This is a genomic window from Pseudomonas mandelii, from assembly GCF_002251635.1.
Taxonomy (GTDB): domain Bacteria; phylum Pseudomonadota; class Gammaproteobacteria; order Pseudomonadales; family Pseudomonadaceae; genus Aquipseudomonas; species Aquipseudomonas mandelii_B.
In genome coordinates, this window is the sequence record NZ_NMOJ01000012.1 from 1 (window position 1) to 24,399 (window position 24,399).

Consider the following 24,399-nt stretch of genomic DNA (forward strand, 5'->3'; position numbering starts at 1 on the left):
CGGATTGGGCGGTGTCGGCTCAGGCGCGGTTACCGGGGCTTTTTGCTTGGTGGGTTCAGCTACGACCACTGGAGTTTTCGCCTTGATGGGGCCAGGTACGACTGCCGAAACTTTTGGCTTGATCGGCTCCGGGGTTATCGCCGGGGCTTTTTCCTCAATAACATCGGCTTCACCCGGTGGTTGAGTCAGGTTGAACCCCGGCAGCGGCACCTCAAGCAGCGTGTGCAGCTCACACCAGAACGGGTTGTCTGCGCCGCTGGTCAGCAACTCCGGCAGCAAATTGGCAACAGCGGCCAGCACTTGCTGGCGTTCTTCGACCTCGGCCAGCATCAGGGGCAAGCTGCGCAGGCTTTCCTGCGGGTGGGTGGCGACCAGCAGTTTTTGCAGGCGCAGGGTTTCGCGCAGGTCCAGTGGTTCGGCGCTGTAGTCCTGTAGCAGCACTTGCAATTGCAGGATGAGTTTCTCGACGCTTTGCTTGCCCGGCTCGTCGCTGTCGCGGCCCAGCAGGAACAGGATCCGGATCAAGGCTTCCATCAAGCCGCCCAGGGGCAGGGCGTCCTGAAGGCGTTCGATCAGGACTTTATCGTGCTGCTCGGCATGCGCCTGGAGATTGCGTGCCGGTGCATTGCCGGTGAGGCTGTTGAGCACGCCATACACACCGTAAAAACTCATTTCCTGAGCGGCATCACGCAGGTCCCGATAGCCGTTCAAGGCATCCTGTATCTGGTTGGAAAACAATGCCTGCCAAGCCAGCAATGGATTGGATGGGCTTGCCGGGTGTCGATCCTTGCTCACCTGGGCGGCGCTGCCCGGCAGCCACCAGAGCGCGGGGTTCAAACTGTTCCACATCACCTGTTGCTGGTGGAACGGGTGGGCCTTGCGCATCAGTTCGGCGGTCGGTTCGTTGATCAACTGGCGCAACCACGGCCGTACAAACCCGTCGTAAAGCGTGTTGTTAAAATCAGAGGCACGCTCGACCAGTGCGAATTCGCGATCATCGTCACGGGGCGGCTGCACGTCACCGTGGATGTCGGCGATACGTCGTCGCTCGAAACGCACGGCATAGGGCGTTTGCGAATGTTCCGGCAGATCCTCGATGAGCATTTCATAGAGCCCGCCCGGCAGTTCGTTGATCGCGTCGACGGCGCCCAGCAACTCACGGTGTTCACGCCGCGCCACCTCACCGGACACAAAGATGCCCAGATGGCCGATGCTCGCGTGCCGCAGATAAACGATGGTGCGTCCGGCATTTTGCAGGGCGAGATCGCTGGGATAGACGTCGGTGATCCAATCCAGTGCCTGCTGCGGCGAGGTGATGTTGTCGCCATAGGAGCAGAACACCACCACCGGCACTTCGATACGCTTGAGGTCAAGCCCGCTGCTCTTGCGCCCGAGGCCGCCGGACAGCTGATTGCCGATGAACAGGTCATCGACAATCATCTCGATTTCTTCGCCATTGAGCAGGGTCGGGCTGCCCCACCAGCGTTCGAAATCCAGGAAGCGCGGAGCCTCGCTGTCGACTTCGCTGAACAGGTGGTAGTACTTGCCCCACCAGGTGTTGGCCGGGTCGAGGCTTTCGAAATTGCTCACCAGCCAGGTGCCGTCGAAACGGTCATTGCCCAGGTCGCTGCCCAGGCGCGCCATCCAGCCACCGCCCAGCAATCCGCCGGTGTAGCGCATCGGATTGCGCCCGTTGACGCCTGCCCAGTACGACAAAGGCGCGCCATTGACGATGATCAGCCCCGGCAGTTCAGGGCGGGTCGCCGCGAGGCCCATCAAGGCCCAGCCGGCCTGGCAGTTGCCGATCACCACGGGTTTGGCGCTGGCGGGATGTCGCGTGCTGACCTCTTCGATAAACCGCGCCTGGGCTTCAACGATGTCCGCCAGGGTTTGCCCCGGGCGTGGTGAATGGCTGAACGAAATGAAATAGGTCGGGTGACCGGCGCGCAGGCTTTCGCCGATGACCGAATCCTGTTTGAAACCGCCAATCCCTGAACCGTGGCCACCGCGCGGGTCAATGATGATCACCGGCTGCTTTTTGCTGTCGAGCTGTTGCCCGGGGCCCGGGAGGATCTGCAGCAACGAGTAGTTGACCGGGCGGGGCAGGTCTTCACCGGCAATCAGGGTTTCATGGTTGAACTTGAGCAGCAGCGGATACCCGGCGCGTTCGTGGGCCAGGGTGTTGTCGCCGCGCTGACGCAAGGTGTCCCAGAACAGCACGCTGCGTTGGCCAAGGTCGGTGAAGTATTCCTGCCAGTCGGCGGCGGTCGGCTGCCGGAGTTGTTCAAGGCTTGAAGGTGCGTAGGTTTTGGCCTGGCGCTGTTGCACGGCGTCGAGAACGTTGCGGGTGTTGAGGCGCTGCAGATGGTTCAGGTGCTCGAACAACCCGGACGGAGTCGAAAGCCCTTCATCGTGCAGCGCAATATTTTCTTCCTGACCCATTGTGAACTCCTGACACCATGCGTGGGAACGTTGCCCTGACTAATAGCAGCCAAGCCGGCCGTTCGATTTTCACGAGTGTATAGGGAATAACGGTCAAGGAAGCGAACTTTATTGTGCGCCGCACAAAATAGCCGTTGCCAAATAGTTTTGTGCACTGCAATATCAAGGCTAACGCGATGTCTGGCAGGATCGCTATCGCGTCCTCTGGTCCATCCGGGCCTTCCAGTACCAGGAGATTCAAGCATGTCTTTTTTCAATTCGGAAAAACTGCAAACCGCTCAAAAAGCCAACCTCGATCTTTTGCAGCAGATCAGCGGCAAAGTCTTCGCCAGCGTTGAACAGCTGAGCCAGTTGCAGTTCAAGGCTCTGCGCGACTCCACCGAAGAACACTTCGAAGGCGTGCGCAAGCTGCTGGCCGTGCGTGATCCACAAGGTTTTGCCGATTTGCAGGCGTCGTTCACCCAGCCGAGCGCGCAGACCGAACGTCTGGCCGAGTTCAATCGTCAGGTTCAAGCGCTGATCGTGGGCACGCAGTCGGACATCGCCAAACTGACGTCGAGTCAGGTCGAGGCAGGCACCCAGCAGGTCAATGAGTTTGTTGAAGCCATCAGCAAGAATGCACCGGCCGGCTCCGAGCCTGTCGTGGCTGCATTCAAGTCGGGCCTGGCGAATGCCAGTACCGTGTTCGAAAGTGCACAGAAAGCCGTGAAACAGGCTTCCGATGTGGCTCAGAGCAATTTTGACGCCGCCACTGCCGCTGCCGCCAAAGCAGCACCGGAAGCGGGCGCCAAGGCTACCAGCGGTAACAAGTAAGTCGTTTCAGGCCAGCGGCACAAACAATGGCGATGGGTTTATTCCCCATCGCCATTTTTTTTCGGCCCGTTATCGGTGCCCGGCTTGGCGCCAAACATGCCGAACAGGTTCTGGGTATTGAGGTACAAGGCCTTGGACTGGTCGACATACTGGCGCATCAGGTCCTGCATGACCGGGGCCTGTTGATGCATGAAGTCGCTCCATGCCTCCGATGACTGCGCGCCGGTCTGGGACTGAATGTCGATGACGGTCTGAATACTTTTATCCAGGTAGCTGCCGAGCACCCCCTGGTAAGGACCGTAGAACTGGATAATCCCCATCAGCATCTCGCTGGTGAAGATCGGCTCACCGCCGCTTTCGGCTTCTAGAATCACTTGCAGCAGGATACTGCGCGTCAGGTCTTCGCCGCTCTTGGCATCGACCACCTGAAACGCAACTTTATCGACGACCAATTGGCGCACGTCCGCCAGCGTCAAATGACTGCTGGTGTGGGTGTCATAGAGTCGGCGATTGGGGTACTTCTTGATCAGGCGGGGGGTGGTATCAGTCATGCGGGGCGTCTCGCGGCGGGCCTGGTTTGCAGGCATCTTAACCTACTATGGCTACTGCCGCGGGATGGGGTAGGTCGGGAGNCCCACAGGGATCTGGGGACACTGAAGATCCCTGTGGGAGCGGGCTTGCCCGCGATGAGGCCCGTCATCACAGCGAAAATCCACAATAAAAAAGAGGACTGCGCCGCCAAGCGAGTCCCCCCTTTGTGAAACCTGAACGGGTTTACCAGATCGGCAGGGTGTAGCTGACAATCAGGCGATTCTCATCCAGATCATTGCCGAAGTTGGTCGAACGCACCGTCGCATTACGCCATTTCACGCCGACATTCTTCAGCGGACCGCTCTGCACGACATAACCAATGTCGGTATCACGCTCCCATTCCTTGCCTTCGGGGCGGTTGCCGCCCAGGTCGATATTGTCGCCAGTGATATAGCGCGTCATGAAGGTCAGCCCCGGCACACCCATGGCTGCAAAGTTGTAGTCGTAACGCGCCTGCCAGGATTTTTCGTCCTTGCTGGCGAAGTCACCGATCTGCACGAAGTTCACCAGAAACGCATCGGTGCCGTTGACGTAGGCGTAGCCGGTGTCGCCGCTCATGCCTTGATAACCCAGGCCCACCGCATGCCCGCCGAGGCTGTAGGTGAACATCGCGCCAATCGCATTGTTGTCGACATTGCTGCCGCCATCATCCGTGGAGCGGGCAAAGCGCAGGTCAGTCTTGAACGATTGCCCCGTCGTTACCGGCATCACGTAGGTCAGGTTCACCAGGTGCTGGCTGTAGAAATTGTCGAGGTGGCCGTAGCTGTAGCCGGTGGCGAGGTTGCTGGTCCATTTGTAGTTCAGGCTGGCGAAATCAAAGCTGTCGCTGTCGAGGTGCCGCGTGGTGATGCCTTTGGCGCCGGTCCGGGTGATGCCCATGTCCTCGTAGTCCGAAGAATCACGTTGATTGACCTGGGTCAGCCGCCCGGCATCGACGGTCAAGCCTTCAATCTCCAGCGAGGTCAACTGACCGCCCTTGAAGGTTTGTGGCAACAGCCGTGAATCGTTGGCCAGTACCGTCGGCAATTTCGGCAGCAGCGTGCCGAGTTTCAGGGTGCTTTTGGAAGCGCGGAGTTTGGCGGTCAATCCCAGTTCGCCGTACTCGTCCTGAGCGCCTTTGCTCGTGTCGCGATGGCGTTTGAGCAGGCCGGAGCCGGCACGGTCAGGGCTGGAGTCGAGCTTGACGCCGACCAGGCCAATCGCATCGAAACCGACACCGATCAAACCGTCGGTGAAGCCCGACTCATAGCGCAGCAGGAAACCCTGGGCCCATTCCTCTTGTTTGGATTGGGCGGCGTTGTCCTGGCGATAATCCCGATTGAAATAGAAGTTGCGCAGCTCAAGGCTGGCCTTGCTGTCTTTGACAAAGTCCGCAGCGGCGGGGGCCGAGAGGCTGATGACGCCGCCGGCCAGTAACAGTCGGGTAGCGAGGGTGCGGGTGTTGCGGTCCATGGTGAAGCCCCTTTGTTTTTATTATGGAAAGACAGGTCCCGCGGCCCTCGCCAGGAAGGCGAGGGCTTATCAACAAAAAAACGCGGCGCCGAATCGAGAGGAGCGTGGTGCCGCGTCGGTTCAATCGTTAGAACTGTTCGGCGCTCAGGCCGTACAACGAGGCGCTGCCGGCGAGAATGGAATGCTCCAGGCTCAATGTGCGCGGAAGCAGGCGACGGATGTAGAAATCGGCGGTGGCGATCTTCGCGCCATAAAACGTTGGGTCTTCGCTGAGTTTTTTCTTCGCGACCTGGGCCATGCGCGCCCAGAGCCAGGCGTAGGCGACGTAACCGAACAGGTGCAAATACTCGACCGAAGCAGCACCGATTTCGTTGCGGTTCGTGGCGGCCTGGTCTTGCAGCCAGTCGCTGAGGTTTTCCAGACGCTGCACGGCATCGAACAACTGCACGGAGTAGGGCGCGTTGGGCTGATGGGCGAAACGACGGATCTCCCCGGTGAATTGACGCAGCGCGAAGCCGCTGTCGGCCAGCACTTTGCGACCGAGCAGGTCCAGCGCCTGAATGCCGTTAGTGCCTTCGTAGATCTGCGCGATGCGCACGTCACGGACCAACTGCTCCTGGCCCCATTCGCGGATGTAACCATGACCGCCGAACACTTGCTGGCCGTTGATGCAGCTTTCCAGGCCGGTGTCGGTGAAGAACGCCTTGGCCACTGGCGTCAGCAGCGCGACCAGGGTTTGCGCGCTGTCGCGCTCCTTGGCGTCATCGGAAAACTTCGCCAGGTCCAGTTGCTGCCCGACATAACTGGCAAACGCGCGACCACCTTCGGTCATGGCTTTCATGCTCAGCAGCATACGGCGCACATCGGGGTGGACGATGATCGGATCAGCCACTTTGTCCGGGGCAATCGCGCCGGTCGGTGCGCGGCTCTGTACACGTTCGCGGGCATACGCCACGGCGCTCTGATAGGACGCTTGCGCACAGCCGATGCCCTGAATGCCGATGGACAGGCGCTCGTAGTTCATCATGGTGAACATCGCCGCCAGGCCTTTGTTCGCTTCGCCGACCAGCCAACCGCTGGCGCCGTCGAAGTTCATCACGCAGGTGGCCGAAGCCTTGATGCCCATCTTGTGTTCGATCGAACCGCAGCTCACGGCATTGGCGTCGCCAAGTGAACCGTCGGCATTGACCAGCACCTTGGGCACGACGAACAGCGAGATGCCTTTCGGTCCGGCTGGCGCATCCGGCAGTTTCGCCAGCACCAGATGGATGATGTTTTCGGTCAGGTCCTGATCGCCACCGGTGATGAAGATCTTGCTGCCGGTGATGCTGAAACTGCCGTCGGCCCGGGGTTCGGCGCGGGTGCGGATGATCCCCAGGTCGGTGCCGGCATGCGCTTCGGTCAAGCACATGGAACCGGCCCAGCGGCCTTCGTACATCGGTGGCAAATACAGATTTTTCAGGGTCTCGCTGGCGTGGGCATCCAGCGCCAGGCAGGCCCCGGAACTCAACGCCGAATACAGGGCGAAGCTTGAGTTGGCGCCGTAGAGCATTTCTTCGAACTGCACGGCAAGCATCTTCGGCATGCCCATGCCGCCGAAATCGGCGTTACCGGACAGGCCCACCCAGCCGCCTTCGATGAAGGTGGCATAAGCCTGTTTGAAGCCGATCGGCGTGCTGACCTGACCCTCGAGCCACTGGGCGCCTTCTTCGTCGCCGCTGCGATTCAACGGCGCAATCAGGTGCGAAGTGACTTTCGCCGCTTCCTCAAGAATGGCATCGGCGGTGGCGGCGTCGACCGTGTCGGCCAGGGCCGGCAAGCGCGCCCACAGGGCCGGGGCGTCGAACACTTCATGCAGCACGAAGCGCATGTCGCGCAGCGGAGCGTTGAATTCGGGCATAACGTGAACCTCAATAGAACGGTTGTGCGATGGGCACGGCGGCGTAAATACGGGCCGTGCCCTTTCAATCAATGAGCGGAAGCGCTGGCGGCGCCAAGCCCGGTCTGAGCGCGAACGAACTGGTCGGCGTAGGCATCACGCTCCTTGTCGGCGCGCACGCTGCGGTCGAGCTTCGACACCACCACGATCACGAAGAACGCCAGCGGCATGGAGAACAGCGCCGGGTGGTCGTAGGGGAAGATCGCGTGAGCGTGACCAAGCACGGTGACCCACACCGCTGGCGACAGGACCACCAGCACCAGTGCGCAGATCAGGCCGGCGAAACCGCCGAGGATCGCGCCTTTGGTGGTCAGGCCTTTCCAGTACATGGCCATGATCAGCACCGGGAAGTTGGTCGACGCGGCGATGCCGAAGGTCAGGCCCACCAGAAACGCGACGTTCATCTTCTCGAACAGAATGCCCAGCAGAATCGCAATGATGCCCAGGCCCACCGTGGCCATGCGCGTCACGCGCATTTCCTGTTTCTGGCTGGCCTTGCCTTTCTTGAACACCGTGGCATAGAGGTCATGGGAAATCGCCGAGGCACCGGCCAGGGCCAGCCCGGAGACCACCGCCAGAATGGTGGCGAAGGCCACGGCCGAGAGGAAACCGAAGAACAGGTTGCCACCGACTGCTTTGGCCAGGTGCATGGCAACCATGTTGCCGCCGCCGATCAAGGCGCCGCCGACTTCACCGTTGACGTAGTACTGCGGGTCGGTGCCGATGATGACCATCGCGGCAAAGCCCAGGGTGCAGACAACCAGGAAGAAGAAACCGATAAAGCCTGTGGCGTAGAACACCGACTTACGCGCTTCCTTGGCGTTAGGCACGGTGAAGAAACGCATCAGGATGTGCGGCAGACCGGCAATCCCGAACACCAGGCCCAGCGACATCGAGGCGGTGTTGATCGGGTCGGCGAGCATCGAGCCCGGGCCCATGATGTTCCAGCCGCTGGCATGGGCCTGGACGGCTTTGTCCGCCAGGGTTTCGTAGCTGAAACCGAACTGCGACATGGCCATCACCGCCAGGGTGGTGCCGCCCGCCAGCAACAGCACGGCTTTGATGATCTGCACCCAGGTGGTGGCGATCATGCCGCCGAAGATCACGTAGACCAGCATCAACGCACCGACGATCACCACCGCAACCGGGTAGTCGAGACCGAACAGCAACTTGATCAATTGACCGGCCCCGACCATCTGCACGATCAGGTAGCAGCACACCACCGTCAGCGAACCGAACGCAGCGAAAATCCGCACCTTGTTCTGGTCCAGTCGATAGGAAACGATGTCGGCGAAGGTATAGCGGCCCAGGTTGCGCAGACGCTCGGCCATCAGGAAGGTGATGATCGGCCAGCCGACGAAGAAGCCGATGGTGTAGATGAAGCCATCGTAGCCCTTGGCGAACACCAGGCTGGACAGCCCCAGCAGCGTGGCAGCGGACATGTAGTCACCGGCAATCGCCAGACCGTTCTGGAACCCGGTAATGCCACCGCCCGCGGTGTAGAAGTCCGACGTCGATTTGGTTTGCCGTGCGGCCCACCAGGTAATCGCCAGGGTGCCCAGCACGAAGACGAAGAACATGCCGATCGCATGCAGGTTCAGCGGTTGTTTTTCCACTGCGCCCATGGTCGGGGCGGCGAGGACGATGGAGGCCGGCAACAGCCCGGCAGCGGCGAGGATGAGCTTACGAAGCAGGTTCATCACTTGCTCTCCTCAAGAATGGCGGCGCCCAGTGCATCGAAACGCGTGTTGGCGCGGTAGACGTACCAACCGGTCAGCAGCCAGGAAAAAATGATGATCGCCGCGCCCACCGGCATGCCCAGGGTCAACATCCGATGCTCGGCGATCGGCGCATGCAACCATTGCGGGGCAAACGCCACCACCAGCATGAACGCGTAGTAGGTGCCCAGTACGGCGGCACTCAGCGACCAGGCCAGACGCGAACGGCTGCTGACTAATTGCAGGAACTTCGGATTGGTCCGAATGCGCTCGCAACGTTGGGTATCGGTTGAATGGATGTCGATCATGGGTGGCTCCACATTTGTTGTTATAGGCGTTTTGACGGGGCTGAATTCGGCGTGCACGAGCCCGAAGCGGCAGATGAAACACCTGCCGCCGGGTGGGTAAAACGTCGGTTCGGGTTAGAGCGCTTTAGCCCTGTCGCGCAGGACGTACTTCTGGATCTTGCCGGTGGACGTTTTCGGCAACAGGGTGAAGATCACCGTGCGCGGGACTTTGAAACCCGCCAGATGCTCGCGGCAGAAACTGATGATGTCGGCCTCGCGAACGTCCTGGTGATCAGCCTTCAAGGTGATGAATGCACAAGGCGTTTCTCCCCATTTTTCATCGGGACGGGCGACCACGGCCGCTTCCATCACACCCGGATGGCGATACAGCACGCCTTCCAGTTCGATGGTGGAAATGTTCTCGCCACCGGAAATGATGATGTCCTTGAGTCGGTCCTTGATCTCGACGTAACCATCGGGATGACACACCGCCAGATCGCCGGTGTGGAACCAGCCGCCTTCGAACGCTTCGGCGGTGGCGGTCGGGTTTTTCAGGTAGCCCTTCATCACGGTGTTGCCGCGCATGAAGATCTCACCGATGGTCTGACCGTCCCGCGGGGTGGGTTCCAGCGTCTTCGAGTCGCCGACCATCACGCCTTCAAGTGTCGGGTAGCGCACGCCCTGACGGGATTTGATCTGTGCCCGTTCGTCCAGCGGTAACTCATCCCATTCGGCATGCCAGGCGCAGAGGGTTACTGGACCGTAGGTTTCGGTCAGCCCATAGACGTGGGTGACCTTGATGCCCATTTCTTCCACGGCGCCGATGACTTTGGCGGGCGGTGCAGCACCGGCAACCATGGCATTGACCGGGTGATCGATGGCCGCTTTTGCCGATTCCGGCATGTTGACCAATGCATTGAGCACAATAGGCGCAGCACACAGGTGCGTGATCTGGTGCTCGCGGATCAGCGTGAGGATTTTCTGCGGATCGACGCGGCGCAGGAACACATGCACACCGGCCATTGCAGTGATGATCCACGGGTAGCACCAACCGTTGCAGTGGAACATCGGCAGGGTCCACAGGTACACCGGATGGTTGCCCATGGCCCAGGTCATCTGGTTGCCCAGCGAGTTCAGGTACGCGCCGCGATGGTGGTAAACCACGCCTTTCGGGTTGCCGGTGGTACCGGAGGTGTAGTTCAGCGAGATGGCTTGCCACTCGTTGTCCGGCCATTGCCAAGCGTAATCCGGGTCGCCTTCGGCCAGTAGCGCTTCATAGTCCAGATCGCTGACGGCCTTGCCTTCGCCGTATTCCGGGTCATTGACGTCGATGACCAGCGGCGGGTGATCGAGCATGCCGATGGCCGCGTGAATCACGTCATGGAATTCGCGGTCGGTGATCAGCACCTTGGCTTCACCGTGCTGCAGCATGAAGGCAATGGCTTCGGCATCCAGGCGCACATTGAGCGGGTTGAGTACCGCACCGATCATCGGCACGCCGAAATGCACTTCAAGCATCTCAGGAATGTTGGGCAGCATCACCGCCACCGTGTCGTTCTTGCCAATGCCGCGACCAGCCAGCGCCGAGGCCAGGCGCCGGCAACGGGTGTAGGTCTGCGCCCAGGTACGACGGATCGAACCGTGGATCACGGCCGGGTAGTGGGGGTAAACGCTGGCAGTGCGCTCGATGAAGCTGAGCGGAGACAAGGCAATGTGATTGACAGCCGAAGGGCCTAGCCCTTGTTCATAGATCGACATGACGGGTACTCGGTGGCTGATTGTTAGCTCTATGGATGGCCTGTTCAGCGTAGCCGCTGAGGCCATCCTTTTATGTCCGGTCTGCTTTATATAACAATCCGCCATTGATATGGAAGTACAACCTACGCAGTATAGTATATGTACTATATTTGATTCTTCTGGTTCCAAATGAGTGCGGCGATACCTCTAGCGCCGGTATATTCTTGGCTCCCCCGACAACGCGGACCTGTGATGACCCTGACTCCCGTTCGATTGCACAGCTGGTTGCGCCTGCAGCGCGAGGGCGTTTCCCTGGCTGCTCGGGCGGATGCGTTGTGCCGTGCGTTGCAGGAATGTCCCGAGGTACGCCGGGCGGTTTACCTGAGCTGGCAACCCACTGCGCGCATTTACAGCCACGAAGGTGCCGCCCAGCATTTTCCGCCGGGCCTGGGCGATCCGTCGCTGGCCAGCGATCAGCTGCTGTTTGATCGGCTGGGCGAGACCGGGCGCCTGGACCTGGCCCAGGTCCGGCAACTCGATTGCTGGCTGTCCGGCCGGTTGCGCCGTGCCGCTATCAGCCATGGCCAGGTGTTTGATCTGGCCTTGCAGGCGGGGCAGGCAGGCCTGTTGCTGGTGGAGGTCTGCGACGGCGTGAGCCTGGACTGGCTGGGTTGGGTGCAGGATTTGTTGACCACCTTGCTCAGCAGTGTCAACGGCATGCTGCGGGGGTCGCCGCTGTTGGGGCACGATCCGCAACCGAGTCTGTTGCTCGATGCGCAGGGCCGGCCGCTGGAGTTCAACGCGGCGCTGCTGGCCTTGCTCGCGGAAAAGCCGTTGACGGACGTGCTGGGTTTTCTGCCGGTCAATCATCGCGTGTTGGTGCGCGCCTGCCTCGACCAGCAACGTGCCATCGAAGGGGTCGAAGCTCAGTTCGAGGCGCAGATTCTGATCTGGACATTTATCCCCGACCCCCAGGACAACCGCGTGCTCGCCCGTTGCCGCGACGCCACGGCACAGGTGCTGGCCGAGCGCGAAGCCGCCACGGCTCGGCGGCTGTACCGGCTGATCATCGAGAACACCACCGACCTGATTTCCCGGCACACCCCGGACGGGCGTTTTCTCGATGCCTCGCCGGCGTCCTGGACATTGCTCGGCTACTGGCCGGAAGAACTGCGCGGGCAAATGGCCCAGGGTCTGTTCCACGGCCAGGACCTCGCCAACCTTGTGCAGCGTGCGCGGGACGCGCTGGAGCAGGACGGTTATCACACCATGACCTACCGCATTCGCCACCGTGCCGGGCATTACCTGTGGTTCGAAACCGCCAGCCGGGCGATCCGTGAAACCTACACCGGTGCGGTGGTTGAAGTGGTCAGCGTGTCCCGGGACATCACGGCCCGGGTGCAGGCCGAAGAGAACAAGCGGCGCCTGGCGGAAGTGGTCGAGGCCAACACCGATCCGGTGTTGTTCATCGACCCTGACGGGCAAGTCACGTACCTCAACCCGGCCGCACGGCGCATCCTCGATATCGACGAGCAACAACCGATGCCGGCCCTGGCGCAGTTATTCGCCAACGCTGACCTGACGCGCCTTCAACGTGATGGCTGGAGCAGCGCTGAACGCGACGGCGTGTGGAGCACCGATGCACGGTTGCAGCCCCCCGGTGGGGGCACTTCGGTGCCGGTGTCGCTGGTGCTGCTGGCGCACCGTTCGGCCGGTGGCGAGCGCTACTATTCCTTGGTCGCCCGGGACATGACCGAGCGTGAATTGCGCGAGGTGCAGCAGCGCCGCCATCAAGACGAACTGGCGCACACCGCACGGTTGGTCACGCTGGGGGAACTGGCCTCGGGCATTGCCCACGAAATCAACCAGCCACTGGCCGCCGTGGTCAATTACGCCAATGCCAGCCAGCGCTATCTACAGACGCTCGATTCCAATCCCCAGGCCGCCGAACGAGTGGCCCAAGGGCTGCAACGCATCACCCTTCACGCCACCCATGCCTCTGAAGTGATCAAGCGGTTACGGGCGTTTCTGCGCAAAGGCCAGCGGCGCATGCAGGCGCTGAATTTTACCGATGTCGCCCGTGAGGCCGTGCGTTTGTGTGCCTGGGAGGCGAGCAATTGCCAAGTGACAATCGAGGATCGACTGCCGGATAATCTGCCGCCCGTTTATGCCGACCGGGTGTTGCTGGAGCAGGTGCTGCTCAATCTGTTGCGCAATGCCATCGACGCCAACCGCGAACAACATCCGGGGCAGCCATCGCTAATCGTGATGACGGCGGAGCAGGGCGGTGGTGCCACCGTGGAAATCCGCGTGCAAGACCAGGGGCCGGGCGTCAGTGAGCCCGAACTGGAGCAGATATTTACCCCGTTCTATACCAGCAAGGCCGATGGCCTGGGCCTTGGCTTGTCCATGAGCCGCAGCATCATCGAAGGTTTCGGCGGTGAATTGCAGGCCCAGCGCCAACCGGTCGGGCTGCTGATGGGTTGCCGCTTGCCGCTTGCCGGCCCAACAAAACAACAACAGGAATAATGCAATGGCAGGTGTGACGGAGCACGTGGTGTATGTGGTCGATGATGACCAGGGCATGCTCGATTCAACGGTCTGGCTGCTGGAATCGGTCGGGCTCAAGGCCTTGCCGTTCACCAGTGGCGTGGAGTTTCTCAGTGCCTGTGATGCCACGCTCGACGCCTGCGTGCTGCTGGATGTGCGCATGCCCGGCATGGGCGGGTTGAACGTGCAGGAAGAAATGCGCGCTCGGGAGCTGAACCTGCCGATCATCTTCGTCAGTGGCCACGCCGATGTGCCCATCGTGGTGCGCGCGTTCAAGGCCGGCGCCCATGACTTCATCGAAAAACCCTACAACGAGCAGTTGTTGCTGGACAGCGTGCAACAGGCGCTGAGCAACTGCGCGGCCAACCGTTCGGGCAATCAGGGCCATGACGCCTTGCAGGCCCGTTTGCTGACACTGACCCCCCGCGAGCGCGATGTCTTGCTGCCGCTGGTGCAGGGTTACACCACCCGGGAAATCGCCGAGCAACTGGGGGTCAGCGCAAAAACCGTCGACCTGTATCGCTCGCGTGTGATGAAGCGCATGCAGGCCAACACCCTGCCGGACCTGGTGGGCATGGCCATTGCCGCCGGACTGGTCGATCCATTGAAACTGCGTTGAGGTCTCGCGCCGGGTATTGAGCGTCTATGCTGGGCTAACCGATCCGCTACCGTTGCAGTGATCTGCAAGGAGGCATCCGTGGAGCCCACGCCCTTTACCGAGAAAACGCTCACCCGCACCCTGCTCGATGTACTGATTCGCGCCGGGTTGATCGCGGTTCTCGTGCTTTTTTGTTTCGAAATCTTCAGCCCGTTCCGCGACTTGATGCTGTGGTCGCTGATCCTCGCGATCACCCTCTATCCGCTGCAAGAGCGACTCAGGGGGAGCCACAAACCAGGGCACGTCGCGACGCTGATCATTCTGATCGCCATCGTCATCCTGATGGTGCCGATCTACCTGCTGGGCACCTCGATTGCCGATTCGGTCGAACGGGCGATGGAAGTCGTCAAGGGCGGCGGTTTTCACATTCCACCGCCGGCCGAGTCCGTTGCCAGTTGGCCGGTGGTGGGCCAGCCACTCTCTGATCTGTGGCTTCAAGCCTCAACCGATCTTCCCGACCTGACCGCGAAATACGTACCGCAAATCAAACACGTCAGTCTGGGCCTGTTGGGCAAACTCGCGGGCGTTGGCATGGGTTTCCTGACGTTCATCTTTGCCTTGATCATTGCCGGTATTTTCATGGCCCATGGCGAAGGCGGCAGCCGCGCCGCAGTCCAAATTGCCTCGCGAGTCAGCGGTCCGGCCCGGGGGCCGAAAATCGCCGAACTGTGCACTGCCACCATCCGGGCGGTGGCGCTGGGCGTAGTCGGCATCGCGTTCATCCAGATGCTGCTGGTGGGCCTCGGTTTTGTTCTCAAGGGCGTGCCCGGTGCCGGTCTGCTGGCCCTGGCGGTGCTGCTGCTCGGCATCATGCAGTTGCCGGTGACGCTGATTACGCTGCCGGTGATTGGCTTCGTCTTTGCCACCGAAGGCGCCAGCACCGTGACCATTATTTTCGCCATCTATGTGTTCATTGCCGGCCTGGTGGACAATGTCCTCAAACCCTTGTTGCTGGGGCGCGGTGTCGATGTGCCGATGCCGGTGGTGCTGATTGGCGCGTTGGGCGGCATGGTCACCAGCGGCATCATCGGGCTGTTCATCGGGCCGGTGGTTCTTGCCGTCGGCTATCAATTATTCTGGCAGTGGGTGCAGGATCGACCACCGGAAACTGGAGGGCCGCCACTGTGAATGCGCAGGATCGTCCACTGCTGGATCAGGTGCTGATCGCCCATGGTGGTCTGGACCGCTGGAGCAGCTTCAATACCGTGCGCGCCACCCTCGTGACCGGTGGCTCGCTCTGGGGCGCGAAAGGGCTGACCCAAGACAGCGCCCCTCGGCAAATGACCGTTTGGCTGCATGAACAGAAAGCCTCGGTGTCCCCCTTTGGTGGCCCGGATAAACGAACAGCCTATTCACCCGACAGAATCGCTATCGAAACCACGGACGGGCAGGTAATCGCCGAGCGCCAGGCGCCCAGGGAATCCTTCCGCGACCACACCGAAAACACCCCGTGGGATCCACTGCATCGCGCGTACTTCAACGGGTATGCGCTCTGGTCCTACCTGACCATGCCTTTCCTGTTCGCCTTGCCGGGTGTGGTAACCGAGGAAATCGAACCCTGGCAAGAAAGCGCACAGCGCTGGCGCCGCTTGCGGGTGCGCTTTCCCGAGCGCATCGCCACGCACTGCGCCGAACAGGATTTCTACTTCGGCCAAGACTTCCTGCTGAGACGACACGACTACAACGTAGACGTCAGTGGTGGTATGCCTGCCGCCCAGTACGTGTCTGACTACATCGAGGCTGACGGGCTGCGCATGCCCGGCAAGCGTCGTGCCTACCGACGCGGGAAGGACGGTCAGGCCGACATGGATGCCTTGCTGGTGGCCATCGATATCAGCGAAATCGGCTATTCCTGATGCGCTGCGGAGGGATCAATCATGACCGTACATGCCTGGGAAAAACTCTACCTCGATGACCTGAGACTGGGTCAGCAGTTCGAAAGCGACAGCCTGCGTGTCCATCGAGCATCGATGCTGGCCTTCGCCCAGGAATACGACCCGCAACCGTTTCACCTCGACCCTGAAGCCGCCGAGTTGAGCCTTTTCCGGGGCCTGGCCGCCAGTGGCTGGAACACCGCCGCCCTGACCATGAAGCTGTTGGTGGACAGCGTGCCGCTGGCGGACGGCATCATCGGGTTGGGCATCGAGCTGAGCTGGCCGACGCCGACTTACCCCGATGACTTGTTGCGCCTGCAATGCACCGTGCAGGCCATCGACCCGTCCAGCTCCAAGCCCGACCGGGGCGTGGTGACGATGTTCATGGAAACCCTCAATCAGAATGACAAGGTGGTGCAGCGAGCCACCGGCAAACTGCTGGTCTTCAGGAGACCGCCGCCTGACTGAAAAGTAGTCATGGTTTTTTGGGCGCGCGCATGATGGCGCAGGCCAGTTTTCACCCAGTCAGTCGAGTGCGCTCTGTCGATGGCAGGGAACGGAGGAGGCGTTGTGAAACCATTTCTGCCCAGGCCCAGCGCCTCAACGATGAACATGTTGCGCGAAGGGTGCCTGCAACGCCGTGATGCGGTGCCGCAAGAGCTGACGGAACAAGCGGTCATCCCGGGCATCCCGAATGCGCGCTACTGGCTGGACCGGGACCTGACGGCGTTCATCGTGGATGCGAGCCTGGCCAACGATCGCGAGGTCGAGGCGCTCGCCGACAAAGACTTGCCGACCGACGCGCTGCCACTGGCCTACTATCTGGCCATTTCGGGGGGCGGCGACGCCGGCACCTTCGCCGCGGGTATCATCGCCGGCTGGACCTTGCATGGGAGCCGACCGGCTTTCAAAGTCGTCACCGGCATCAGCGCAGGTGCCCTGGTCGCTCCGTTCGCTTACCTGGGGCCTGAGTATGACCCGGTCATCCTGGGGATCTGCAGCGCAATCGGTCCGAAAGACGTTTTCCATGCGCGAAGTGTGTTGACCCGTCTGGCCAGCGACGGCATCTCGGACAGCAAGCCCCTGGCGCGCCTCATTGCCAAGTACATCACCGCCGACGTGCTGGCGGCCATCGCGGCGCAGTACGCCAAGGGACGGCTACTGATGATCGGCACCACCGACCTCGATGCCGGGCGGCCCGTCACCTGGAACATGGGTGCGATTGCTTCCAGCGGAGCTCCGGGAGCGCTGCACCTGTTCCGCAACATCATGATCGCGTCGATGAGCATTCCCGGTGCCGTTTCACCGGTCATGATCGATGTGGAGGTCGACGGCCAACAGTTTCAGGAAATGCACGTGGACGGAGGCGTCCTCACCCAGGTGTTCCTTTATCCGCCGGGCACCGTGATGGCGCTGAACAGTGTGGCCGGCGCGCGTATCCGCCGGGCCCGACACTTCTATGTCATTCGCAACGGCAAACTGGAACCGCAGTGGTCCGGCACCAAGCGCCGGACCTTAAGCATCGGCGGGCGAGCCATCAGCACCTTGATCCAGACCCAGGGGATCAGCGACCTCAATCACATTTACCGGATCGCCCAGCAGGATGGCGCAGACTTCAATCTGGCGTACATCGGCGCGGATTTTATCTGTCCGCGCAATCAGAAATTCGATGGCGAGTACATGAAGCGTCTGTTCGATTACGCCTTTCAACTCAGCGCCCAAGGCTACCCGTGGCATAAATCGCCGCACACCTGAGTTGCCTGCATGAAATTAATGCTGTAGTTTTTCATGAAATTATAAAAAGATAATTTCATGAGGCTTGTATGTTTCAGCAGTCCACGCAGCATGTCGCCAGCTATTACGCCCACAGTTGCGCTGATCGCCTGACCACCCGACCGGCGCTTGCTGGTGAGCAAAACACCGAGATCGTTATCATCGGTGCCGGTTTTAGCGGCCTGCATACTGCGTTGCGCCTGGCTTTGGCTGGTAAGCGGGTGACGCTGCTGGAAGCCAGCCGAGTGGCTTGGGCAGCTTCGGGGCGCAATGGCGGGCAGGCTATTCTCGGCTGGTCGTGCGACATGCCGCCGCTGGAAGCAGCGCTGGGCCACGAACGCGCGCGGCGGTTGTGGGATGGCATGCGCTGGGCCGCGAAAGAGCTGCGTGAGTTGCCGGCTCGCCATGGTTTCGACTGTGACTACCGCGCAGGCCATTTGTGGACATCGGTGATGCCCCGTCGGGTCGGTCTGCTGACCGAGTGGCAGCACGAAGCCAGTCACAAGTGGGGCCACGACGGCTTGCAGTTCATCCGCCGTGAACAGTTGCCGGAATGGGTGGCCAGCGAGCGCTATCAGGCCGGGCTTTATGACCCTGAAGGCGCGCACCTTAACCCACTCAAACTGGCCCTCGGCCTGGCCGCGGCCATCGAGCGTGCGGGCGGCCGTATCCATGAACAAAGCAAGGCGCTGAGTTATCGAGAGGAGGGCGGCCAATTCCTGGTAAACACCGAACGCGGATCGATTCGCGCGGATGTGCTGGTGCTGGCCTGCAATGCCTATCTCGACCAGCTCGACCCACAGCTGGCCAGTTGCGTGTTGCCGGTGGGCACTTATCAAGTCGCCACCGCGCCCCTGACGGCCGAGCAGGCCACGGCGCTGTTGCCGAGCAATGTCTGCGTCACCGACAACCAATTCGTCCTCGACTATTTCCGTCGCACGCCGGACAACCGCCTGCTGTTCGGCGGTGGCTGCACGTATCTGGGCGGTATGCCCAGGGACATTGCCGGCGCAACCCGGCCGTTTCTGGAACGGGTTTTCCCGCAGCTCAAAGGCGTGAAGCTGGAGTTCGCCTGGGGCGGGCACATCGACCTGACACTCAAACGCACCCCGGACATTGGCCGCCAGGGTGATCGCTACTGGCTTCAGGGGTATTCCGGGCATGGCGTGCTGCCCACGCTGGCCGCCGCCCGCGCCGTGTCCGACGCGATTCTCGGCCAGAGCGATGAACTGGCGTTGTATCAGGGCTTGAGTAACCCCAGCTTCCCCGGCGGTAAATACCTGGCGGCGCCGCTGGAAGCCATCGGCAAGGCGTGGTATCGACTGCGCGACAGCATTTGATGAATCACTTGGCGGAAATCCAGGCATGAACAAGCAAGAAGAAATCGCCGCGCTGGCGATCCTTATTCACGATCTGCGCAAGCACAAGAAGTACACCTTGAAGGATCTGGCTGACCAGATCGGTCGTTCCGTTGGCTTTCTCTCACAGGTCGAACGCGGCCTGTCACGACCCACCGTGGCCGACCTGACGGCGATCAGCCACGCCCTCGATGTGCCCACCACCTACTTCTACAGCCTGCCCAAACCCAAGGCGGTGGCCTGGGTCACCCGCCCCAACGAGCGGCGCACGGTGTATTACGCCAATGGCATCACCGACATCCTGGTCTCGCCGAGCATGCGCGCGTCGTTTTCCATGCTCGAAAGTCACCTCGAAGCCGGTGCCAGCAGTGGCGAGCGGCACTTGAGTGACAGTTCGGAGCAGGGCGGCTACGTGCTCGAAGGCGAGTTGACGCTGTGGTTGGGCGATGACGAGGCCGTCACCTTGCACGCTGGCGACAGCTTTCAGTTCGACAGCCATACCCGTTGCCGCTACGGAAACCTCTCCGAGCACCTCACGCGAGTGCTCTGGGTCTACACCTGATCATCACAATAGGACCAACCATGATGGACGCTGATCTGCTGGCCGAGGTGCACGCCTTTCGCCAACGCTACCCTGATGTACGTTATGTCGACCTGATTTCCCTGGATATTCCGGGGCACTTTTACGGCAAGCGCTATCCCGTGGAGATGCTGGAAAAGGTCGCGGCCGGCAGCGCGCTGAAACTGCCGCAAAACTGTGTGCTGCTCGGTGTGCAAGGCGGTTTGTTCAAGATTGGCGACTACTGCTTTAACGACGGTGACCCGGACGCCAACCGGCGCCTGGTGCCTGGCACGCTCAAGCCGGTGAGCTGGGAGTCACAGCCGCTGGGGCAAATGCTGATCACCTCGGACGGCACCGANNAGCCGATCGTGTTCGAACCNCGCCAGGTGTTGGCGCAGGTGTTGGACCGCCTGCACCACAAAGGCATCCATCCGGTGGTGGCGTTCGAGTTGGAGTTCTATCTGTTCGATAAAAAGCTGCGCGACGGACTGCCGCAATTCCCCCGGGATGGCCTGACCGACGATGCCGACGATCAACCGAACATGCACATTGAGCGCCTGTCACGCTTTGCGCCGGTGCTTGACGAGATGGTCGAGGCGTCGCGGGCCCAAGGCATCGACACCACGGTGATCACCGCCGAACTCGGTCCGGGCCAGTTCGAGATCAATTTCGGGCATCTAGATGATGGCTTGCGCGCAGCGGACTGGGCGGCCTTGTTCTGTCGCAGCACCCGAGGCGTGGCACTCAAGCATGGTTACCGCGCCAGCTTCATGGCCAAGCCTTATCTGCAATACCCGGGCAGCGGCATGCATGTGCATGTGAGCCTGTACGACGGCGCGGGCAACAATGTGCTGGCGGCGCACCAGCAACAACCGCTGCGTCACGCCGTGGCCGGCTGCCTGGAATTGCTGCCGCATTGCATGCCGATCTTCGCGCCAAATCAGAACGCCTTTCGCCGTTTGGGCGGCACCACCAACATCGCCACCCGGGCGAGCTGGGGCTTTGAGGATCGTGATGCGTGCCTGCGCATTCCGGAATCGGATGCGAAAAACCTGCGTATCGAACACCGCCTGGCCAGTGCCGATGCCAACCCGTATCTGGTGCTGGCAGCGATTCTGGTGGGACTCGAACAGGGCCTGGAAGCAGGCAACGAACCGATCCCGCCGCTCAATGAAGACCGCAACAGTGGGGTCGACTTCCCGCTGGAGATGCTCGAAGCGGTGCGCGCCATGCAGCATCAACCGCAGCTGCGCGCAGGGCTGGGAGCGGAGTTCGTGGACGTGTATTGCGAGAACAAGCGCCAGGATCATCTGGCGTTCATGCAGGAGATCAGTGCGCGGGAGTATCGCTGGTATCTGTAATGCACTTTTATAAAGCTTTCGTGGGCCGGCATGCACTAAGCCAAGGCAGAAAGCGCAACGTTCATCTGCGTAAAGCCCCGGAAGGCGCGGTAAAATACTGACATTCAGCGCTTGGCACAATCGCTGCATTACATTGATCAGGCCCACCGTGAGCGCAGTCGAGTGGGCAGCCCCCTCGGTCAACGACGATCGATTCGTGGGCAACATCGGTGGGTCAGGCATAGACGTCTGGTTTCAACACCGCAAAAGAACAGGCAAAGACGCCTGGAACCGCAAGGTTTCAGGCGTTTTTTTTTGCTTTTTGAACCGTGATGGGCTTAGTCGGGTACTTCTTATGAATTCCAATGTCGCCGCGTTGAACAAGCTGCAAACGCTGATCGTGATCGGTAACGGCATGGTCGGACATCATTGTGTCGAACAGCTGATCGAGCGCGGTGCCCTTGATCACTATCGGCTGCATGTTTTCAGCGAGGAGCCGATGCGCGCCTACGACCGCGTGCACCTTTCCGAATATTTCACCGGACGTGATGCCGAGTCGCTCGCCCTGGGTGAAGCCTCGTTGTACCAGACCCCGGGCGTCACCTTGCACTTGGGTGTGCCGGTCCTGGAAATCGACCGCGCCCGGTGCCAGGTGATCACCGCGCAAGGCTGCGTCGCTTACGACAAATTGGTGTTGGCCACCGGGTCCTACCCGTTTGTGCCGCCGATCGAAGGCGCCGAGGGCGATTCGCGCCTGGTGTACCGCGCCCTAGAGGACCTCGATGCCATCCGTGCCGCTGCGTCCAATGCCCGACGTGGAGTGGTCGTCGGTGGTGGCTTGCTCGGTCTGGAAGCCGCCAATGCCCTGAAAAGCCTGGGCCTGGAAGCTCACGTGGTGGAATTCGCCCCGCGCTTGATGCCGGTGCAGCTGGACGAGCAGGGCGGTCGTGCACTCAAGGCTCAGATCGAACGCCTCGGCGTCGGCGTGCACCTGTCGCGTGGCACTCAATCGATCAGCCCTGGCGAGGAATATCGCTACCGGATGAATTTCGCCAATGACGAATTTCTGGAAGCCGACCTGATCGTGTTTTCCGCCGGTATCCGCGCCCAAGACACCTTGGCCCGCCAGTGCTCGCTGGAAGTCGGTCCGCGTGGCGGCGTGGTGGTTGACGACCACTGCCTGAGCAGCGATCCGAACATCTATGCCATCGGTGAATGCGCCGCGTGGAACGGCAGCATTTTTGGCCTGGTCGCCCCGGGCTACCAGATGGCGCTGGGTGTTGCCGCACGGCTTTGCAACGAAGCTGCCGAGCCGTTCATGGGCGCGGACATGTCGACCAAGCTCAAGCTGCTGGGCGTCGACGTCGGTTCCATCGGCGATGCGCACGGCAGCACGCCGGGCTCGCGCAGTTATCAATTCATCGACGAAACCACCGCCAGCTACCGCCGATTGGTGGTGGACGCGACGGGCAAGCACGTACTCGGTGCGGTGCTGGTCGGCGACAACAGCTATTACGACACGCTGCTGCAATACATGCAGAACGCGATTGCCTTGCCGGTGGAACCCGCCAGCCTGATTCTGCCATCGTCCGAAGGCGCGCCGACCCTGGGCCCGGGCGCGTTGCCCGAATCGGCCACGGTGTGCTCGTGCCACAACGTCACCAAGGGTTCCATTTGCTCGGCCATTGACGGTGGCTGCACCGACCTCGGCCTGCTCAAGTCGCAAACCAAGGCCTGCACCGGCTGCGGCGGTTGTGCCGGGTTGCTCAAGCAGGTGTTCGAGCATGAGCTGATTGCCCGTGGCGTCAGCGTCGACAAAAGCCTGTGCGAACACTTCGCCTATACCCGTCAGGAGCTTTACGCATTGGTACGGGTAGAAGGGGTGATCACCTTCGAAGAACTGTTGGCCAAACATGGCCGTGGCCACACCGGTTGCGACGTGTGTAAACCGGCGGTGGGCTCGATCCTCGCATCGTGCTGGAACCAGCCGATCATGGACGCCTCATTGGTGCCGTTGCAGGACACCAACGACACGTTTATGGCCAACATGCAGAAAAACGGCACCTATTCGGTGGTGCCGCGCATTCCCGGCGGCGAGATCACCGCCGACAAACTGATCGCCATCGGCGTGGTGGCGAAGAAATACGACCTCTACACCAAAATAACCGGCGGCCAACGGATCGACCTGTTTGGCGCGCAGTTGCACGAGTTGCCGGACATCTGGGCCGAGCTGATCGAAGCCGGTTTCGAAACCGGGCATGCCTACGGCAAATCGACTCGCACGGTGAAGTCCTGCGTCGGCAGCACCTGGTGCCGGTATGGCGTGCAGGACAGCGTGAAAATGGCGTTGGCCATCGAGGACCGCTACAAGGGCCTGCGCTCGCCGCACAAGCTCAAGTTCGCGGTGTCCGGTTGCACCCGTGAATGCGCCGAAGCCCAGAGCAAAGACGTCGGCGTGATCGCCACCGAGAAAGGCTGGAACCTCTACATCGCCGGCAACGGCGGCATGCGCCCGCGTCACGCCGAGCTGTTCGCCACCGACCTCGACGATGAAACCCTGATCCGCTACATCGACCGTTTCCTGATGTTCTACATCCGCACTGCCGACAAATTGCAGCGCACCTCGGTATGGCGCGAAAGCCTGGAGGGCGGTCTCGACTACCTCAAGGACGTGATCATCCACGACAGCCTCGGCCTGGGCGAAGAGCTCGAATCGCAGATGCAATTGGTGGTCGACCGCTATGAATGCGAGTGGGCCAACGCCCTCAAAGACCCGGAAAAACTTAAGCGCTTCCGCACCTTCGTCAACGACAAACGCCCGGACCCGGACATCCACTTTGTCCAGGAGCGCGGCCAACGGCGCCCGATCATGGCCGCCGAACTCAACCTTATCCCTGTCACCGAGGAGATTGCCTGATGAGCCAGCCCACTACCCGACGCAGCGCGCCCCAGGAAAACACCGGCGCCTGGCAAACCGTCTGCGAGCAACAGGACCTGGTCAGCAACTCCGGCGTCGTCGTCTGGCTGGACGGCGCACAAGTGGCGCTGTTCTACCTGCCCGCAGCCGAGGGGCAGACCCTCTACGCCATCGACAACCATGACCCGCAATCCGGGGCGAATGTCATCGGTCGCGGCCTGATTGGCAGCATCAAGGGTGATCTGGTGGTGGCCTCGCCGATCTACAAACAGCATTTCCGGCTGGCGGACGGCGGTTGCCTAGAGTATCCGCAACAGCGTTTGCGGGTCTGGCCGGTGCGGTTGAACGGTGGGAGGGTGGAAGTCGGGGTGGTTTGAAGGCAGCGATA

19 protein-coding genes are annotated in these 24,399 nt (G+C 61.2%); 12 read left to right on the plus strand and 7 right to left on the minus strand.

Translation table 11 applies throughout. The annotated features are described in order from the left end of the window. The coding region (locus tag B7L09_RS01530) for a DUF3141 domain-containing protein (RefSeq protein WP_255141518.1) at positions 1 to 2,442 on the minus strand (2,442 nt) is incomplete at its 3' end. Between the two features lie 243 nt (positions 2,443 to 2,685). Between B7L09_RS01530 and phaP the strand changes: the two genes are divergently transcribed. Beyond that, entirely contained in the window at positions 2,686 to 3,255 is a 570-nt protein-coding gene (gene phaP / locus B7L09_RS01535) for a TIGR01841 family phasin (protein WP_094467466.1), read from the plus strand. A gap of 38 nt (positions 3,256 to 3,293) precedes the next feature. On the opposite strand, the gene phaR is transcribed toward phaP, so the two are convergent. The 6 genes from phaR to B7L09_RS01565 form a co-directional block, all read right to left on the minus strand. Beyond that, entirely contained in the window at positions 3,294 to 3,842 is a 549-nt protein-coding gene (phaR, locus tag B7L09_RS01540) for a polyhydroxyalkanoate synthesis repressor PhaR (RefSeq protein WP_094467467.1), read from the minus strand. Between the two features lie 187 nt (positions 3,843 to 4,029). Beyond that, positions 4,030 to 5,298 (minus strand): OprD family porin, encoded by a 1,269-nt coding sequence (locus B7L09_RS01545; RefSeq protein ID WP_094467468.1) that lies wholly within the window; start codon positions 5,296 to 5,298, stop codon positions 4,030 to 4,032. A 127-nt stretch (positions 5,299 to 5,425) separates the two neighbouring features. Beyond that, positions 5,426 to 7,198 (minus strand): acyl-CoA dehydrogenase C-terminal domain-containing protein, encoded by a 1,773-nt coding sequence (locus tag B7L09_RS01550; protein ID WP_094467469.1) that lies wholly within the window; start codon positions 7,196 to 7,198, stop codon positions 5,426 to 5,428. Positions 7,199 to 7,266: 68 nt separating this feature from the next. Next, positions 7,267 to 8,937, minus strand: a complete 1,671-nt coding sequence (locus tag B7L09_RS01555; RefSeq protein ID WP_094467470.1) for a cation acetate symporter — start codon at positions 8,935 to 8,937, stop codon at positions 7,267 to 7,269. Further along, positions 8,937 to 9,263 carry a DUF485 domain-containing protein gene (locus B7L09_RS01560; RefSeq protein WP_094467471.1) on the minus strand — a complete coding sequence of 109 codons (327 nt, stop codon included), beginning with the start codon at positions 9,261 to 9,263 and terminating at the stop codon, positions 8,937 to 8,939. Before B7L09_RS01560 ends, B7L09_RS01555 begins: the two co-directional genes overlap by 1 nt. Positions 9,264 to 9,377: 114 nt before the next feature. Then, entirely contained in the window at positions 9,378 to 11,000 is a 1,623-nt protein-coding gene (locus B7L09_RS01565; RefSeq protein ID WP_094467472.1) for an acyl-CoA synthetase, read from the minus strand. A 231-nt stretch (positions 11,001 to 11,231) separates the two neighbouring features. Between B7L09_RS01565 and B7L09_RS01570 the strand changes: the two genes are divergently transcribed. The 11 genes from B7L09_RS01570 (at position 11,232) to nirD (ending at position 24,388) form a co-directional block, all read left to right on the plus strand. Further along, entirely contained in the window at positions 11,232 to 13,508 is a 2,277-nt protein-coding gene (locus B7L09_RS01570; protein WP_094467473.1) for a PAS domain-containing sensor histidine kinase, read from the plus strand. A gap of 4 nt (positions 13,509 to 13,512) precedes the next feature. Further along, on the plus strand, positions 13,513 to 14,148 hold the full coding sequence (locus B7L09_RS01575) for a response regulator transcription factor (RefSeq protein ID WP_094467474.1): 636 nt from the start codon (positions 13,513 to 13,515) through the stop codon (positions 14,146 to 14,148). 78 nt (positions 14,149 to 14,226) lie between these two features. After that, entirely contained in the window at positions 14,227 to 15,315 is a 1,089-nt protein-coding gene (locus tag B7L09_RS01580) for an AI-2E family transporter (protein WP_094467475.1), read from the plus strand. Continuing rightward, complete coding sequence (locus B7L09_RS01585) at positions 15,312 to 16,043, plus strand: hypothetical protein (RefSeq protein ID WP_094467476.1); 732 nt, start codon at positions 15,312 to 15,314, stop codon at positions 16,041 to 16,043. The genes B7L09_RS01580 and B7L09_RS01585 overlap by 4 nt, the downstream gene beginning before the upstream one ends. A 21-nt stretch (positions 16,044 to 16,064) precedes the next feature. Further along, positions 16,065 to 16,529, plus strand: a complete 465-nt coding sequence (locus B7L09_RS01590) for a MaoC family dehydratase (protein WP_094467477.1) — start codon at positions 16,065 to 16,067, stop codon at positions 16,527 to 16,529. Between the two features lie 102 nt (positions 16,530 to 16,631). Beyond that, the gene (locus B7L09_RS01595) at positions 16,632 to 17,816 is read left to right on the plus strand and encodes a patatin-like phospholipase family protein (protein WP_255141526.1); all 1,185 of its coding nucleotides are present in this window, start codon (positions 16,632 to 16,634) and stop codon (positions 17,814 to 17,816) included. A gap of 68 nt (positions 17,817 to 17,884) precedes the next feature. Continuing rightward, a complete protein-coding gene (locus B7L09_RS01600) occupies positions 17,885 to 19,174 on the plus strand; it encodes an NAD(P)/FAD-dependent oxidoreductase (RefSeq protein WP_094467479.1) in 1,290 nt (429 codons plus the stop codon). A 25-nt stretch (positions 19,175 to 19,199) separates the two neighbouring features. Then, complete coding sequence (locus tag B7L09_RS01605; protein WP_094467480.1) at positions 19,200 to 19,754, plus strand: helix-turn-helix domain-containing protein; 555 nt, start codon at positions 19,200 to 19,202, stop codon at positions 19,752 to 19,754. Positions 19,755 to 19,774: 20 nt separating this feature from the next. Continuing rightward, positions 19,775 to 21,115, plus strand: a complete 1,341-nt coding sequence (locus B7L09_RS01610; RefSeq protein ID WP_438269287.1) for a glutamine synthetase family protein — start codon at positions 19,775 to 19,777, stop codon at positions 21,113 to 21,115. Between the two features lie 334 nt (positions 21,116 to 21,449). Next, positions 21,450 to 24,011 carry a nitrite reductase large subunit NirB gene (gene nirB / locus B7L09_RS01615; protein WP_094467481.1) on the plus strand — a complete coding sequence of 854 codons (2,562 nt, stop codon included), beginning with the start codon at positions 21,450 to 21,452 and terminating at the stop codon, positions 24,009 to 24,011. Beyond that, positions 24,011 to 24,388, plus strand: a complete 378-nt coding sequence (nirD, locus tag B7L09_RS01620) for a nitrite reductase small subunit NirD (protein WP_094467482.1) — start codon at positions 24,011 to 24,013, stop codon at positions 24,386 to 24,388. Before nirB ends, nirD begins: the two co-directional genes overlap by 1 nt. The last annotated feature ends 11 nt before the right edge of the window (positions 24,389 to 24,399 follow it).